Origin of the sequence: Caballeronia sordidicola (genome assembly GCF_000729995.1) — a bacterium.
Lineage (GTDB): Bacteria > Pseudomonadota > Gammaproteobacteria > Burkholderiales > Burkholderiaceae > Caballeronia > Caballeronia sordidicola_A.
In genome coordinates, this window is record NZ_JNFG01000207.1 from 23,564 (window position 1) to 39,044 (window position 15,481).

Annotated in this window: 13 protein-coding genes; 6 read left to right on the forward strand and 7 right to left on the reverse strand. The window is 58.3% G+C overall.

Annotated features, from left to right (window positions below; translation table 11 throughout):
- Positions 1 to 421: 421 nt before the first annotated feature.
- Complete coding sequence (locus FH08_RS0143660) at positions 422 to 676, forward strand: hypothetical protein (protein WP_031364407.1); 255 nt, start codon at positions 422 to 424, stop codon at positions 674 to 676.
- A gap of 115 nt (positions 677 to 791) precedes the next feature.
- Here FH08_RS0143660 and FH08_RS0143665 read toward each other — a convergent pair whose 3' ends face one another.
- Positions 792 to 2,552 (reverse strand): winged helix-turn-helix domain-containing protein, encoded by a 1,761-nt coding sequence (locus FH08_RS0143665; RefSeq protein WP_031364408.1) that lies wholly within the window; start codon positions 2,550 to 2,552, stop codon positions 792 to 794.
- A 723-nt stretch (positions 2,553 to 3,275) separates the two neighbouring features.
- The gene (gene serA, locus FH08_RS0143670) at positions 3,276 to 4,496 is read right to left on the reverse strand and encodes a phosphoglycerate dehydrogenase (RefSeq protein WP_051888983.1); all 1,221 of its coding nucleotides are present in this window, start codon (positions 4,494 to 4,496) and stop codon (positions 3,276 to 3,278) included.
- A 474-nt stretch (positions 4,497 to 4,970) separates the two neighbouring features.
- Here serA and FH08_RS0143675 point away from each other — a divergent pair, with 474 nt between their 5' ends.
- The 3 genes from FH08_RS0143675 to FH08_RS0143685 all read left to right on the forward strand — a co-directional run bounded on the left by FH08_RS0143675 (position 4,971) and on the right by FH08_RS0143685 (position 7,615).
- Positions 4,971 to 5,888 carry a helix-turn-helix transcriptional regulator gene (locus FH08_RS0143675; RefSeq protein WP_152603068.1) on the forward strand — a complete coding sequence of 306 codons (918 nt, stop codon included), beginning with the start codon at positions 4,971 to 4,973 and terminating at the stop codon, positions 5,886 to 5,888.
- Between the two features lie 157 nt (positions 5,889 to 6,045).
- Complete coding sequence (locus tag FH08_RS0143680) at positions 6,046 to 6,756, forward strand: fumarylacetoacetate hydrolase family protein (protein WP_031364411.1); 711 nt, start codon at positions 6,046 to 6,048, stop codon at positions 6,754 to 6,756.
- Between the two features lie 319 nt (positions 6,757 to 7,075).
- Positions 7,076 to 7,615: a DUF1003 domain-containing protein gene (locus FH08_RS0143685; protein WP_031364412.1), complete on the forward strand. Its 540-nt coding sequence runs from the start codon at positions 7,076 to 7,078 to the stop codon at positions 7,613 to 7,615.
- Between the two features lie 51 nt (positions 7,616 to 7,666).
- On the opposite strand, the gene FH08_RS0143690 is transcribed toward FH08_RS0143685, so the two are convergent.
- The 5 genes from FH08_RS0143690 to FH08_RS0143710 form a co-directional block, all read right to left on the reverse strand.
- Positions 7,667 to 8,206, reverse strand: a complete 540-nt coding sequence (locus FH08_RS0143690) for a GNAT family N-acetyltransferase (protein ID WP_031364413.1) — start codon at positions 8,204 to 8,206, stop codon at positions 7,667 to 7,669.
- A 5-nt stretch (positions 8,207 to 8,211) separates the two neighbouring features.
- Positions 8,212 to 8,778, reverse strand: coding sequence for a helix-turn-helix domain-containing protein (locus tag FH08_RS0143695; protein WP_031364414.1), 567 nt, complete (start codon positions 8,776 to 8,778; stop codon positions 8,212 to 8,214).
- Positions 8,779 to 9,050: 272 nt separating this feature from the next.
- Positions 9,051 to 11,171 carry a phosphocholine-specific phospholipase C gene (locus FH08_RS0143700; RefSeq protein ID WP_031364415.1) on the reverse strand — a complete coding sequence of 707 codons (2,121 nt, stop codon included), beginning with the start codon at positions 11,169 to 11,171 and terminating at the stop codon, positions 9,051 to 9,053.
- A gap of 836 nt (positions 11,172 to 12,007) precedes the next feature.
- Positions 12,008 to 12,529, reverse strand: a complete 522-nt coding sequence (locus tag FH08_RS0143705) for a hypothetical protein (RefSeq protein WP_031364416.1) — start codon at positions 12,527 to 12,529, stop codon at positions 12,008 to 12,010.
- Positions 12,530 to 13,217: 688 nt separating this feature from the next.
- On the reverse strand, positions 13,218 to 13,403 hold the full coding sequence (locus tag FH08_RS0143710) for a CsbD family protein (RefSeq protein WP_031364417.1): 186 nt from the start codon (positions 13,401 to 13,403) through the stop codon (positions 13,218 to 13,220).
- A gap of 260 nt (positions 13,404 to 13,663) precedes the next feature.
- Here FH08_RS0143710 and FH08_RS0143715 point away from each other — a divergent pair, with 260 nt between their 5' ends.
- Positions 13,664 to 14,023 (forward strand): DUF2471 family protein, encoded by a 360-nt coding sequence (locus tag FH08_RS0143715; protein ID WP_035568802.1) that lies wholly within the window; start codon positions 13,664 to 13,666, stop codon positions 14,021 to 14,023.
- Between the two features lie 436 nt (positions 14,024 to 14,459).
- Complete coding sequence (locus FH08_RS0143720) at positions 14,460 to 15,479, forward strand: tyrosine-type recombinase/integrase (RefSeq protein ID WP_031364419.1); 1,020 nt, start codon at positions 14,460 to 14,462, stop codon at positions 15,477 to 15,479.
- Positions 15,480 to 15,481: the final 2 nt, after the last annotated feature.

Genomic DNA, 15,481 nt, shown 5'->3' on the forward strand with positions numbered 1-15,481 from the left:
GCAGGCTTGCAACGTGTAAGCCCTCTGACAGTTATTGGTGAGAGCATGCCGAACCGTTTGCCGGGTCGCCGATTTCATTTTTCGAAACGTCCGCGGCAATTGCTCCATCTCTTGATGCATTGGCCGGTGTAAAGCCATCCTTGACGGAATCGTGCCAGGTCCTGGCCGTCCGGCAGACGTGCGATCGTTAGCGACCCTAACTCTTTTACATCGCTTTCAATTCCAGTCACATTGTGCCGATACATGACGCGTGTTAACGATTTCTTCAGCTTGCGTCCATGGAGTTCCTTAACGCGGCGTCGCAACATGACCACACGCGTTTCCGGACTGTTCAGCGCCCAAGCGATGAACCGCCCGGCATCGCCTTTTTCGGCCAGTAGTTTGCTGACCGGTCCGACCTCGGCTTTTGGGAGAAATCAACATGAAGACACTTAGAATCGTTGCGGCGTGCGCGGCCGCCCTCCTCGTTGGACAGGCATGGGCGCAAGATCAGCCTGCAACCACCGCGACCATGACCGCACAGCCCGCGCAGGACGTTGGAGGCGTAACAGATATATCCAGAAGCGATGCAGGCGCGCCTATGAGCTTGACGCGGCAACAGGTCTACCAGGACCTCGTTCATTCAGAGCGGTCCGGAGAACAAAGCCGGTTGCAGGAGCTCTATCACGGGCAGTGACCCCGGCATGATTGGGTATTGGTATTCCGCGTGATGGGGGCAGCCCGCACGCGGAGTCCGGACAAAGGCGCGCGGCGCGCCGGGTATCTGTGACTCATCCACGCAACGCCATCCATCAAGCGCCGATCCTCTTTTCCAGGTTGTGAAATCGCCCTGTCGACCGATAGCGATCGAACCAGGTGTTCGTGCGCAGCTCGCTCAACCGGGACGATCGTTCGGCCAGCGCAACGTCGAGCCAATGAAACATCTCGTCCTGCTTGCCCAGCCGGGCGTAGATTTCCGCAAACAGCAGCGGCGACGTATAGCCCGATTGCCGCCTCGCCAGCAAGTCCTCCAAGTACCACTGCAGAACCGCGTCGTAGCCGCCCGCTTCCCATACGGTCCGGATCACCTCGGCCCGGGCGAAGTCGTTGCAACGCGTCAACGCATCGACGGTCGCTTCCACCGCTTCCTTGTACGCGCCCTGCGCTTCGAACGCGATCGACAGCACCTGATAGATCAACGGCGACCGGTTGCCATGCCCCTCGGTCAGGAACTCCCGGGTGACCTCCTCGTACCGGCCTGATAACACCAGGCCGAATATTCGTGAGCCGTCGAACGTAAGCGGGTCGAGTCGCTCTGCCCGCTCGAACTGCGCGCGACCTTCCGTCTCCCGTCCGAGCGCCATCAACAATCGCGCGTAGAGGCGGCTGGTTTCGGCGAGGTTGGGATTCAGGCGCAGCGCTTCGAGAAATTCCGCCTCGGCCTTGCGCCAGTCCCAGTCATAGAAATAATGCACGCCAGCCAGTGCGTGATGAGCTTCCGGCAGATCCGGGTCCAGTTCCAATGCGCGAAGCGCGGCTTCCCGGGCTTTCGGATAGCCTTGCGACGGCGCAAACAGGCCATGCGTCACGGTCGATCCATAGATATTCGACACGCCGACATAACCGAGCGCGTAGGTCGGATCACGCTCGATCGCGGTCTCGAAGTAGCCGAGCGCGCGCGTAAAGTCCTCGCCGCTCAGCCCATGATGCGCGGCGAACCCCGGGTGGAAATGAACTCGGCGCAGCCAGTAATATCTTCCGTGCAGGTATGCATCGTGCGCCGCCGGATCGACGGGCAGACGTCTTGCCAGCATGCCCCGCTGCTGCTCCGCGAGCGTCGGCAACACGTCCCGCGCCAGCGCGGTCCCGACTTCCTTCTGCATATCCAGCGAGCCGCTGGTAGCCGGTTCATAAGCGCGGCCCCAGACCTGCGACTGATCGGTGCAGCGAATCAATTGCGCCAAAACGCGGACGCGTCCGCCCTCCCGCGTGAGCGAGCCTTCCAGCACATAGTCGAGCGCCAGTTCGTGCGCCATCTGCGCAATGCTCTTGTTGGATCGCCGGTAACTTGCGGCGGTTGTCCTGGCAATGAGGTAGATCTGCTCGGCATGCAGCATGCCGATATTTGCGGAAGTCTCGTCGGCGAGCGCGTCGCAGAAGCCATCCTGGGTCGGGTCACCGCTCTTGTTTTCAAAGGGCAGCACCAACACGCGAACGGCGGCAGGTGCGGTGACTTCCGGTTGTGCCGGCGACATCCGCACGCCGTCCAGACGATAACCCTTGCCCTTGATAGTAAGCAGATACTGCGGATCGTCGGGATTCTCGCCAAGCGCAATGCGGATTTTCCGGATCGCCGTGTTAATGCTGTTGTCCGTGTCCCGGAACGCGCTGCCGCTCCACAGCAGCCTGACAATGTCAGCGCGCGTCACGAGTTCGCCCCCGCGCGATGCCATGAAAATCAGGAGTTCCATGGGCAAGCGCTCCAGTCGGATGCGCTGCCCTGCACGGCGCAATTCGTAGCGCTCTACATCTAGCTCGACGTCCCCGATCCTGATGGCTGCGTGCGTATTCATGTGCCCTCCAGCGAGATCGATTTTTATATGTGCTCTATCAAGCGCCACCGCCTCTGCTTGCATGTTTCACATCGACAAACATCACGAATGCGAGCGTCGCATGGCACCACGACGATACTCGCCAGCACAAATGACCAGGCAGGCTGACGAGCAGGATCATCCAGCGCTGGCGGCGCAGCCATCAACTCGTTTCAGATCGGAAGCGAATCGTCGAGCATAGCCCTCCTTGAAACATCGGGCACGCATAGCCGCGCAGGGACCAGAATGCATCACGTCATTTTCTGCGTGAAAGCGCTAACGCTCTACTATCCTAGAACGCGACCGCAGGTCATATCCGCCATTATTTTGAGAATATTGGCCGAAGCCCGGCGTTGGTGCATGGAGTGAAATATGCAGGGAGGAATGTGGAACCGATACCCCCGCGTGTGGCTGATTGCCAGGCAATGCTACTGCGAGCCACGTGTGCCGGCTTTCGCTTTTTGATGAGAGATTGAGTTAGCGCGCTGATGTACTTGGCACTAGTAGGCGTGATGCGGAAAATCTGATCCGAGGCCTTGTCGTGCCATGCAAGCCCCGCGCAATAAGCTAAGCACCCCGACGCTTATCCGCACGAGAAGCGCAGTCACCCACTTTCACGCGGCTGACCTAGGCCTTGCTGTTGCACTGGACGGGGACCGGCGTTGACTGTCCTGCAGAACGCCGGCCCCCGTGCGCGACGCCGGATTATTTAACCAGCAGGCGCGTTCGAATGAACCCAGGTTCGCGGCCCAGGGCCTGTATCAATTCGCTGGATGGTGTCCTATCCAGGTCCGTCACTACGTAGCCGGTTTCGCCCTGCGTCTGCAGGTGCTGAGCGACGATGTTGGCGCCCTCCCCGGCAAGCCGCGTGTTAAGCGTCGCAAGCGCACCAGGCGCATTGCCGTGGACGTTGAGTAGACGCGCGGGCGCGTCCAGCGGTCCCGGATTGACATGCGGAAAATTGACCGATCCCACTGTGTCGCCGGTCGTTAAAAACGAAATGAGTTTCGTCGCGACTTCGGTCCCGATGTTCTCCTGCGCTTCCTCCGTGCTGCCGCCCACATGGGGTGTCAGGATCACGTTGGGCAAATGCTGAAGCACGCTCTTGAAGATATCTGCATTGGTCTTGGGCTCCTCCGGGAATACGTCGATGGCAGCGCCACCCAGCCGCTTCGCTTGCAGCGCTTGCGCGAGGGCATCGATATCGACCACCGAACCGCGCGATGCATTGATCAGGATCGCACCGGCTTTAAAACACGCCAGCGTTGCAGCGTCAATCATGCGGTTCGTCTGGGCCGTGGCGGGCACGTGCAGCGTCACCACGTCGGCATGAGCGACCGCGTCGGCGAGCGATTGCGCCGCACGGGCGGAACCCAGCGAGAGCCGCGCCTGCACGTCGTAATACACCACGCGCATACCCATGGCTTCGGCCAGCACGCCGACCTGCGAGCCGATGTTGCCATACCCTACTATTGCAATGGTCTTGCCGCGCGTCTCGAACGATCCGCTTGCGCCCTTGGCCCACGTTCCAGCATGCGCCAGCACGCTCTTCTCGGGCACGCGGCGCAGCAACAGGATAGCTTCGGCGATCACCAGTTCAGCGACCGAGCGTGTGTTCGAAAATGGCGCGTTGAAAACAGGAATGCCCGCGTTTGCAGCTGCGTTCAGGTCGACCTGGGACGTTCCAATGCAGAAACAGCCTATTGCGAGCAGATGGCGCGCGGCATCGATTTCTTCGCGTTTGAGATGCGTCGCCGAGCGAATGCCGACGAGGTTATGTGCCTGGAGTGCAGTCTTTAAATCCGCGCCGGCGAGCGCGCCCGCGCGGCGCTCGACCTCGAGTTTCGCTTCGCTGAAACGCGCGACGGCGGTGTCGTGGATATTTTCGAGTAGAAGAACAGAGGTCATAGAACGCTTATGTGTCAGTGACGTGGGCCATTCATACGCCCAGCAGGTGGTGTCCGGGTAACATTCGCAATTTCGTCGCGCTCGTTTCACGCCGGACGAATCGACGCCCAAGCTTCAAACGTCAAGACGATGTTACCGCTTGCCGGGCATGCGTATTTTCTACCCTACTGCCCATGGGGCCTTTGGGCTTACACATTCTTTCGATCACGTTATCTGCTGGCTAAACGTCGCTAAAGGGTTCGCTAAAGGCAGGTCGACGGGCGAAGCGGTATCCTTCACGCTTGTTGCTTTGGTATTGGACGCGGATCTCAGTGCGCTTTAGGCCAACGCGTATTGCTTACCCACGATTGCGGCGTTCAGTCATGAATTGCGAACAAGAGTAAGTTGTGCTGCTTCGTGGCACCGCTTTATGAGCGGCGGCATTCGCCTCTCAGGCAATGAACGATTGAGAGCGTCAGCCTTTACGCAGAACCTGGACAGGAGTGCATGCCAATGAGCGCATTCGCCAAACGGTCGTCCCGAACCTATGCGATGCCCGAGCGCAGCGATCGCCTCGACTTCTATATTCGCGACGAGACTCGGCGCTCGCCGATCACGGAACCGCACAAGCACGATTACTTCCAGATCCAGATCAATCTGGGTGGCGACACGAAGCAGCAGATCGGCGACGTAACGCGTGCGTTCCCAACAGGTTCAGTCGCCTTCATCGCGCCGCACCGGGTTCACATGATTCCGCACCCTGAACACTCGCGGTTCATCGTGATCAATTTTGCGCTGGATTTCCTTAACCTGAATGTCGATGCAGTCGATGGCCGGATCGACCTCGGCAGTATTCCCATCATCCGGTTTCCGGAGCTGGCGCCCTTTCGCTTTCAAGACGAGACCGATTTCAGGCTGACAGAGTCCGACCTCGTTGAAGTAGAACGCATCGTTCGCCTCATGATGGAGATAGACAGTGCGCGCGGCTTTGGTGCGGCCAGCCGGCTTCGCGGTTACCTCCTGCAATTGATCGGACTCGTTTGCGCAAGATATGCGGACCCGCTTATGCAACTGGCTGCGCTTAGCGAACGCGCAGTCAGCCGCCGCGACTCCCTCAGCAAGGTGATGCGTCACGTTCTGGAGCACCTGGAAGACGATACGCTTTCGTTAGGGTCCGCAGCACAAGCAGCGGCGTTGACGCCCGGTTATGTAGCCCGCCTGATGAAAAAGGAAACCGGCAGGACGTTCGTGCAATGGGTAACGGATCAAAGAATCAGCCGCGCAAAAGCATTGCTTGCGGACGATACCCGCCGCGTTAAAGACATTGCGTTCGTGGTCGGCTTTCGCGATGAGGCCTATTTCACCCGACGCTTTCGGCAGGCTGTAGGGACATCGCCGACGCAATACCGGGTGTCGCAATTCGAGCAATAGGCTCTTGCGCGGCGTTTCGCTATTGCTGCCCTGAATAGAGCAATTTAATCCAGGACGTAGGGCGGATTTGTCCTGCACAGAAGGTTGGCCGAAGCATATTGTTTGTGGGTGTCGCGGTGGTCCGCGCCAAACAACCTCTACCTTCGAGTTCGCCGATATGACCGAATACATCTTCCCCGCTCCTCAAACTGTCGCCGTGCCCGTCGCCGGCTCGAGCGCTTCTTTCGCGGTGCGCCGCGTCTTTTGCGTAGGGCGCAATTACGCCGATCACGCGCGCGAGATGGGCGCTAACCCCGACCGCGAGCCGCCATTCTTCTTTACGAAACCTGCCGACGCTGTCGTGCCCGCAACGGGAACACTGGCGTACCCGATGCTTACTGAGGACCTGCACCACGAGATAGAAATGGTGATTGCCATCGGAAAAGAGGGGCGACAAATCGAGCCGAAGGACGCGTTGTCGTACATATTCGGCTACAGCGTGGGCGTGGACCTCACGCGGCGCGACCTGCAAGCGGTCGCGAAGAAGATGAGCCGGCCGTGGGACTGGGCTAAGGGCTTCGACGAATCCGCGCCCGTCACAGCTATCCGGCCCGCGACAGAAATCGGTCATCCGGGCAGCGGTCGCATTTGGCTGACGGTCAATGGCGAGACACGGCAAACGGGCGATCTCGGCGATATGATCTGGCCGGTTGCCGACATCATCAGCCAGGTTTCACAAGCGGTTGTCATCAAGCCCGGTGATCTGATTTTTACCGGCACGCCTGCGGGCGTCGGGGCGTTGAAGCCCGGCGATAAAGTCGCTGGCGGTGTCGATGGTATTGCCGACTTCCACTTTGAAATCCGCAAGGTGTCGAAGACCGTAAGTTAGCACTTCATTGACTCGATGACATAGGCGTGGACCAAAGTAATCTTTCCGTACGCTCTACTTATCAACATACGGTTTTCTTCGCTCACATCTGACGCGAAGCCAGCACTAACGCTTGCTGGCTTCGTCGCTTCATGGCAACGGTCTTCGCGTCTTTCTCGGCCCTCATCCGCCCAATGCGCGACGCTCCCGAATAACCTCACCTAAGTGTCGATAAGGCTGCGACCCGCTGGCTGCAAGTCTTTTTTACGACTGCAACGCTTGCGCCGACTGTGTATAACATCGACACATTGTCGTTAATCGCCAAGCGAGAGAGCCCACCATGAACAGCCCCATTCCGCGTGACGAGCAGCACAAGGACAAACATCATCACTTGCGTTTTCATCTGCCATACGTGCACCTTTCGTCAGTATTCGGTGACGACTGGTTCGCGCTAAAAGCCGAGCGTTTTGCACGCTTCTTCGGAACACCGACTTTCCTCGTCGGGCAGACGATTATTGTTGCAGTGTGGATTGGTATCAACGTCGCCGGCCTGACAAAGTTCGACATTTATCCTTTCATTCTTCTAAACCTTGCATTTAGTCTCCAGGCCGCTTACGCCGCGCCGTTGATTCTGCTTGCGCAAACGCGACAAGCAGATCGCGACAAGGTCAACGCCGACGCCGATGCGCGGCATCGCGAAGACCTCGCCTCAGCGAATGAGGAACGCCAGTTGCAAGCGGCTCGACAGACCGATCAGCTCGTCGCCCTGCTCGAGCAAAATACCAAATTGACCGAGATCACGAAGCAAATGAGCGAACGTATCGAGGCGTTGACGCGCGAAGTACATAACCGGATCGAGCAGGCAAACATGAAACCGTAAGTGTCGAAATCAGCGGTCCGGTTCGTCGACCGTTAAGCCACGAAGAACTGATCAATCCTCGGTCGGAACGTGCTCGCCAATTCGCTTCCAATAAATTCGGGTCCCGCTCAGCCCTCCATGTGGCTTAAACGCATAGTCCGGAATCTCACCCGCAAGAGTGAATCCGAGACGCTCGTAGAGCGTCGACGCTCCGCCGTCGGTCGCGGTATCCAGGACCAGCAGCGTGCGTCCGCGCTTCACGGCCAGATTTTCCGCCGTCTGCATAAGCGACGCCGCCACACCTCGCCGGCGGTGGCTAAGACGGGTCATCAGTTTGGCGATTTCCGCCCGGTGCGGCTGGTTGGGCGGACAGTCAAGCAAAAGGGTGACAGTTCCAACCAGTCTCTCACCGTCCCATGCACCCATAACCATTCGTTCGCCGCGAGTCGCGGCAGCCAGCGCATTGGACCAGAACGCTCCTGCCGCTTCAGGCTGCAGCGGATGCATGAAGCTGACCGAACCGCCATTCGCAACCGTCTCGATCAAGAGCCCGCTGAGCATTTCGCACGTCGTCGACGAAGCGCGCAGTTCGCTGATTTCAATGTTCGACATGATGGCTAAGTCCGGGCGAGAACAACGAGGTAGGTACAGGTCGAGGCGGTTTCGTTAGCCAGCGTCACCTCAGAAGGCGGACCGAACCCCAGGCAATCACCCGCGCTCAGATCGTATCGCTCGCCACCTTCCAGGATCACGAGATCGCCCACTAACACCCACACAACCTGACGGATATGGGCATACGACGACGGCGGTAACACCACCTGTCGTCCTGTCGGCAGATCGACCTGGACGATCTCCACCGGGTGGTCCGGATTGTTGAATACCTGCTTGCGGAGATAGCCTGTCTTGGGATCGCGCCAGAGCGGCTGATCGACTGCCCGTGACAAGCGGTCTCCATTGCCTTCTGCCCTCACCAAAAGGCCCGCGAGCGTCAAGTCGAAGGCCGCGGCCAGTCGCACCAGCGTGACCGCGGTGGGGCTTATTTCCTCGCGTTCAATCTTGCTGATCGTCGCCTTGGCGACCCCGGAGGATTCGGCCAGATCTGCTAATGACCATCCGCGCGCACTTCGTTCAAGCCGAATACGCCGGGCGATGCGAGGTCCGGTATCGTCTATTGATAATGTCATATCGTCTATCATAGTAGACGATGGGGTCGTGCGCAAGACGCGCTCAAAGCGTGGGGATTAGTGCGTTGATGGGCTTGAAGTTGGGACCAAGCTTCGTCTTCCAGCGCGGCCCGTCAGTGAGTACAGTGAGTACGGAAGCGTCGGTTAAAGTGAATCACGCGCCCGGAAAAAACCGTGCTCGCCGCGGCGGTTCATTTGGCAAATGCTTGCTGTGATCAGTTCAATGCGCGCCGGCCGAAGCCGGCGCGCTCTGCCGTGGGTGCTCTTCAGACTCAGACGGCTTTCGTAACCGGCGCCGTAGCAGCAGGATCGCTCGTTCCTACCCGCCCGGTTTCGACGTGCCCCGCCAGGCGTCGCTGGAATGCCGGGTTAGACGGCATCGTGACCTGCAGGTCGTACCAGTTGCTGTTGCACGACAGGTCCCAATGGTCCTCTGCGGTTTTGACCGCAGGCACCGTGATGGATCGCGGCGGCTGGCCGTAGGCCAGATCGGTGACCGTGAAGACTACCGGCGCGGAGCCCAGATTGCTGAGTGTCAGATAGACGTTGCCGTTGGCCACGTCATAGCACGTCACCGTCTCGGGTTGCACGGCAGCGTCGGCTGCAACCGAGCCCGTGAAGCGGCGGAAGTACCCGTTCGGACCAAACACGCTCAGCGAGTATTGACCGTTCTTGTCGGCGGCCCAAGTATCGGAAAGCTGCTTGCCTGCTTCGACGGTATAACGCTTGGGCATCGCCGTTGGGTCAGCGGTGTACACATAGAAATTCGCGCCCACCGTGCCGGTATTCGCGAAGGTCAGCGTGTAGGTCTGGCTTTGTACTTGCAACGTGCCGTTCACATGCAGCTCATAGGGCAACGGCCGCGTGGGACGTGTGCCCGGCTCCTGCGCCGCGATAACCTGCGCGGCGGTGGCAGCGGGCGCGGTCTGGTTGGTCGGCAACGCGCATTGCATATCGGCCGAAGCAATGTATCCCGACGTGCTCGGCAGCGCTGGCACAGTGGCATCGGGCTTCGAGAAATCGAACGCCGAGGTCAAGTCGCCGCATATGGCACGACGCCACGGCGTGAGGTTCGTTTCGATCACCCCAAAACGCTTTTCGATGAATTGCAGCACCGACGTGTGATCGAATACCTGCGAGCAGACAAAACCACCTTTGCTCCACGGTGAGACAACGGTCATCGGCACGCGAGGTCCGAGACCATAAGGCAGGTTGTCGGCGGTGTATGTACTGGCTTGCGCGGCAGTCACCACGGTATGGCGTTCGAGCGTAATGTCCGCTGTACTCAAGCCCGAGCCCGGCAACGTAGGCGCTTGCGGCGGCACCATGTGATCGAAGAAACCATCGTTCTCGTCATACATGATGAACAGCGCCGTCTTGCTCCACACGTCGGGGTTCGCGGTGAGGGCATCGAGGATCGTAGAGATGTATTCCGCGCCGTAGAGCGGCGTGAATTTCGGATGCTCGGAGTAGGCGGCGGGCGGCAGCAGCCAGGAGACCTGCGGCAACGCGTTAGCCACCACATCCGCCTTGAGTTGCGTGAGCGTGCGCGCGGTCATCGCTTTCGTGTTCAGCGCTGAACCGGCCGGCGCGTTCACATAGTTCTGAAAGTTCGCCAGCACGTTGGTGCCGTAGTTGCCGTTGTAGTTATCGAAGCTCGTTCCCTGCTGATAGATCTGCCATGAGACGCCGGCCGCTTCCAGCCGCTCCGGATAGGTCGTCCAGTTGAACGGCGCCATCTTGAGCGCATCGAACTGGTTATCGACATAGTCAGTGTTGTCGAGCAGCGGGCCGCCACCTGCTCCGGTCGGATCGACCATCCCGGTCATCAGGTACATCCGGTTCGGATGCGTGTTGCCGGGTATCGAGCAGAAGTAATGATCGCAGACGGTAAATGCATCAGCGAGCGCGTAGTGAAACGGAATGTCCGCCCGCACGTGATAGCCCATCGTCATGTCGGTCTTCTGCACCGCCCATTTGTCGGCACGGCCGTTGTCGATCGCGCCATGCGTGGTCGCCCATGTGTGCGGCAGCCCGCCTATACATTGCGCGTTGACGGCCGGGTTGGTCGTGTCGTAACGAAATGGGGCGATGGTCTGGGCCTGATTCTCCTGACGCGGCTGGAACCATACCGGCAAGCCATTTGGAAGCGTCACGGGGAAGCGGTCGTTATACCCTCGCACGCCGCTCAGATGCCCAAGGTAGTGATCGAACGAGCGATTTTCCTGCATGAACACAACGATATGCTCTACATCGTTGATCGTGCCGGTAACGGAATTCGGTTCGATCGCGAGCGCCTTGCGGATCGAGTCCGGAAAGAGCGACGCTGCAGCGCCGGCACCGGCCAGGCTGGCGGAAATTTTAAGAAAATCGCGGCGGCTCTTCGTGACCATGCGCTTACCTTTTTTGTGTTCTATGGGGAGTGATTGGCCGTCCGTCAAGCGTACGGCAGCCGATTGCAGGGGACTATGTCGATTCCATTCAAACGTTCAGGATGACGAAGCAGGTGTCGCGGGCGGGGGACAGCTCATCTTGGCCGATACCGACGCGCCACCGCATGCCGATTGATTCGGTGAGTCCGAACTACCGCAGGCGGACAGCAATAGTCCAGGAAGTATCGACGCGACTATGAGCGCGCAGAGTCGAAGTTTCGACGTTTGCATGACTTTCTCAGGAAGGATCGGAGTGAACGGATACGCTCGGCGCATACCGCTCAAAGCGACGCACCAAAACGATGGCGCCGAGAATACCGGTCGTTTGTGACAGGCCGGTGGGAAGACTTGAAAAGAGAAGATAAGGATGGTCGAGGCGCGAATGTCTCGATTCAGATTCGATTCGGGGCGACGCCGCTTGAGGGTTATGAGTTCGGATCCAGCTCCCGAAAAGCCTCACCGATGACAGTCCATGCTGCAAGAGCGGCACTTCTCACAAGCGGTTTTTGGACACTATGCCAAACACTCTCGGTCTCAGGGTGAGCTGATACGGGAGCCGGCTCGAAGCGCAATCCGCCAGGGAGGTTGATGCCTTTTGCGGTGGGAGTTTTTAATCTGGAGTCCATATAAGAGAGCAATCGAGACGTGAATGTCGGCAGATCGAAATTAGAGGAGTCCATGGAACATCTGAACTTGAAACGCGCGAGCCCGACCACACGATCTTGTCTACGGGGATTCGCCTTCCTGTGCGATCTCCAGTGAGGGACGACTAATGCCTCATCGCCCGAGGGGAGATGTCACCAGAATCTGACTCGAAGTTGAAACCCTATCGTGAAGGGTAAGTCGCTAGACGGGATCGGCGGAATCAGGATGATGTTTGCGCCAATACGACCGTACTCCGCCATGATGAGCGGCGCGAGGACTGGGCCCACTTTGTGATCATGGCCGAAACCCCATTTGCCATAGTCGTATCCCGATATCAAGCCGCCCATTGCGGCCAGCCGGATGTAACCCCAATGTGCGAATTCCGGCGCCCAGACGCCGCCGCCATAAAACGAAGGCGCTGTCAGCGAGTTTCTGAAGTAGCCGCCGGCCAGCGCCCATTGCGGCGCAATCCAGCATTCAACGCCAATACCTGGATTGAATTGATCAAAGTGTTTTTTGGGATGGACGTGATATGAACCGATCATCGCGTCCGCCCATAAGCCATCACTGCAAACCTCGGCCGCCGAGACATTCGATATCGCACCTAATGCCATCAAAGCCGCCAGCATTAGCGAAACACGGATTTTTTTTGAGACAGTTGCTGACGTTTTCATTCGGCTCAAACCTGTGCGTTCTGCCGTCGCGGTCTCGCCGACCACGCCTTTTTATATAAAGTTCGAGCGGAACTTTACATGAATGCCATGGGCATTTGTGTGAAATTGGGGAACGAGTGTTAGGAATTAAAATTGTGCGCGGATGTGATATTTGGCCGAAGTCTTCCGGCTTTTTGAATACTTGGTGGCTGGACAGTATTCGTTTGGCGATTTGTAATTCGTTGCTCCAGATAGCTCGCGGAGTGTTGGCAGATGGGATACGCAAGCGCGTAGTTTCCATTTAGCGATCCGCGTCGCGCCGAGCTGGGCGCGGCAGCTTTCCATCGGTGGCCGGAACTTGATGCGCATAAAGTTTTTCGGCTGCGCATCGAGGAGGGAGAGCAAGTAGGCGAATGGGGTTAGAAACGCTACCACGGAAAATTCAGCATTCCAACGCGATTGGTACAAGAACGTGGATAAGCCATCGAAACCTGCCCGGGCAACCTTAAGCCGATGAAGGATTCAGCAACCCGTTTGTCGATAACCGGTCAGTCCCGGCACATGCAATGGTTATCGTGTCGAAGTAAACGTAAAAAGCCGTTCCAAATCGCTTTGGAACGGCCGAACACTTTGCAAGGCAATTGCTAGTGCAGCGAGTGGCAGCGGCGGGTGGTCAGCTACCGCTACCGCAGCGCCTCGGCGTCATCGATCAAGGTTTTTTGAGCGCGTCCTTTACATCTTCGCGCGCATCGCCGACACCTTTTTGCACCTTACCAGCTGCCTGTTGCATATCGCCCTTTACTTCCTGGCTCTTATCGCCGGTTACCTTGCCAACCACCTCGTTGACTTTGCCCTTGGCCTGATTTACCACACCGTCTTTCTGATCCTTGTTCATCTTGATCTCCTTTCGTATCGATGCGCGAAATCCCGGTCTTCTGGGATTCGCGGCGTCATGTCAGGGAAAGCGCCCTGATCGTGTAATCAGGATGGCGATTTCGAACGCCGCAGAACAGCCGCACACGTCTGATTCCCACGTAGGCGGAATCGCACATACGCGGCGAGCGCTCAGCGCGACGCTAGAGGGACATTGCGATAAGTACTGTATGTTTGTACAGTACACATCTTGGCGCAATGGCATGAGTGGAGGAGAAGACAATGGACTTCGACGAAGATCGTATGGATAGCCCCGAATTCGCACGCACAGTGCGCGACCTTGAGCGGATTACGCGCGATATAGCCGCGCGCTACATCGTGCAAGGTGTGCCTTTGACTTGGCGATTGTTGCTCGCCATTGAGGCGGAAGCGCTCGCGGATCTCGGTTTTGCAGGCCGACACGAGTCAGCACTCCGCGCATTGTTTGAGCGCCCGGACGACATGGCCTTTCCTGAAACCGATGATCTCGTCGATTTCGGAGCGTCGAATGCATTACCGCCGGTGTTTGTGTTTGCCGTCGATGCCTACGATTGCGCAGCTCGTGCTGGACGTCCTGAACTGGCAGTACCCGTGGCGCATTGAAATCTGAACTCGCGATCGTGCGAATTGCGCTCATTTTCGACCGTAGCCGCCGGGAAGCCGGCGGCCGTTACTCTTCCAAACGCGATTCGTGCTTGTAGCCCGACTCGAGCATGCTAGGGTCGCATCGCCCGCCGTGCGCTGGGCAGACCGCAATCGCCCGACGCCGTTTCTCCCATTGCTGGCGCCGTTCAACACGCCGTCATCCAAGACCTTACCCACGAGCGCCTGACACTGTCGCTTTCAGCTTACGGGCAGCTCTAGGCAGCACTGGGATAAGAACTAACCTCACAATCTCGTTGAAATCACATGTCTTGCAACGCCCTCCAATAATCGAGCTATTCAAATACACGAAAAAGCTGTGGAAACGGACGTCGCCGTCAGCTTTCGCGTAACCTGTTGTGTGCACGTGCTTTACAACTAACGGATTATCCAGCCAATGACCGCTCCCGCGAAAACGCACGAAATTTTCGATCACGAGCGCGCCAATTGGTACGCCGATCCGCGTAGCGCGTTCGATTCCTGGATGGCGCATCAAGCGTTCAAAGCGTCGTCCGCAGACGTCTACCGAGCGCAATGGGGACTCTTTCTGGAATGGCTGACCTCTAAACGAATCGATCTTCGAACGGTTGATCGACTTGCGATCGAACAGTTCGTCACGCAATTAGAGATTCGAAAACCACAGCGCGTTCGCTATCTGCGCCTTATCGAACGGGTGCTTGACCATGTGCGCGAGATCGAGATGGCATCGACGAACCCAGCTCGTTTCATCGCCCAGGATGGCGAGGCTCCATGGCGAGATGCACGCGAAAACGAACCAACAGGATTTCTCGCCCACGGTGAACGGGCGGCCTTGATCAGCTATCTTTTCTCTCCAATCGGCGATCTGCCGGCCGGGCAGCGTTGGAGAGAGCGACGCGATCGTGCACTAGTCGGCGCATTCCTGGGCGGCGGGGTGAAAACGGGTGAAGCAGCGGCGCTGACCGTTAGTAACTATTCGTGGAATCAGCCGTGGCTCGCTGTCGAGGCTACAAACCCCGCATTGAATCGGGAAACCCGGCTCGCACCCTTCGCAATCGCGTTGCTCGATCATTGGATCAGCGAGCGCAAAACAGCGCGATTACTCGGCAACCTGCTGTTCCCATCCGCGCCATCGGGGCGCCCAATGCACAAGGCCACCATGCTGCGCGCGATCGATGCCGTGATCGAATCCGCCGGCATTGCCGGTTCGCGAACGGCACGCGCCAGTCCACAAACTTTGCGCAATACCTTCGCCGCCGATTTGTTTGAAAGTGGCACTGCGGCCGAACGCGTCGGGCAATGGTTAGGTTTCCAGCAACAAATCTCGGCGCATCGGCTTCATCGAGCATGGCAAAACTGGATAGGTGAGGAAATACGGGAGCGGGATCTGGCCGAGGCGCAAATAAGCGGTGCCGAGGAAAGCCACCGATTCGAATAGCG

What these genes read in the sequence shown, in the direction of transcription:
- FH08_RS0143660 (WP_031364407.1), top strand. Translation starts at nt 422, where the DNA reads ATGAAGACACTTAGAATCGTTGCGGCGTGCGCGGCCGCCCTCCTCGTT.
- FH08_RS0143665 (WP_031364408.1), bottom strand. Translation starts at nt 2,552, where the DNA reads ATGAATACGCACGCAGCCATCAGGATCGGGGACGTCGAGCTAGATGTA.
- FH08_RS0143675 (WP_152603068.1), top strand. Translation starts at nt 4,971, where the DNA reads ATGAGCGCATTCGCCAAACGGTCGTCCCGAACCTATGCGATGCCCGAG.
- FH08_RS0143680 (WP_031364411.1), top strand. Translation starts at nt 6,046, where the DNA reads ATGACCGAATACATCTTCCCCGCTCCTCAAACTGTCGCCGTGCCCGTC.
- FH08_RS0143685 (WP_031364412.1), top strand. Translation starts at nt 7,076, where the DNA reads ATGAACAGCCCCATTCCGCGTGACGAGCAGCACAAGGACAAACATCAT.
- FH08_RS0143690 (WP_031364413.1), bottom strand. Translation starts at nt 8,206, where the DNA reads ATGTCGAACATTGAAATCAGCGAACTGCGCGCTTCGTCGACGACGTGC.
- FH08_RS0143695 (WP_031364414.1), bottom strand. Translation starts at nt 8,778, where the DNA reads ATGACATTATCAATAGACGATACCGGACCTCGCATCGCCCGGCGTATT.
- FH08_RS0143700 (WP_031364415.1), bottom strand. Translation starts at nt 11,171, where the DNA reads ATGGTCACGAAGAGCCGCCGCGATTTTCTTAAAATTTCCGCCAGCCTG.
- FH08_RS0143705 (WP_031364416.1), bottom strand. Translation starts at nt 12,529, where the DNA reads ATGAAAACGTCAGCAACTGTCTCAAAAAAAATCCGTGTTTCGCTAATG.
- FH08_RS0143710 (WP_031364417.1), bottom strand. Translation starts at nt 13,403, where the DNA reads ATGAACAAGGATCAGAAAGACGGTGTGGTAAATCAGGCCAAGGGCAAA.
- FH08_RS0143715 (WP_035568802.1), top strand. Translation starts at nt 13,664, where the DNA reads ATGGACTTCGACGAAGATCGTATGGATAGCCCCGAATTCGCACGCACA.
- FH08_RS0143720 (WP_031364419.1), top strand. Translation starts at nt 14,460, where the DNA reads ATGACCGCTCCCGCGAAAACGCACGAAATTTTCGATCACGAGCGCGCC.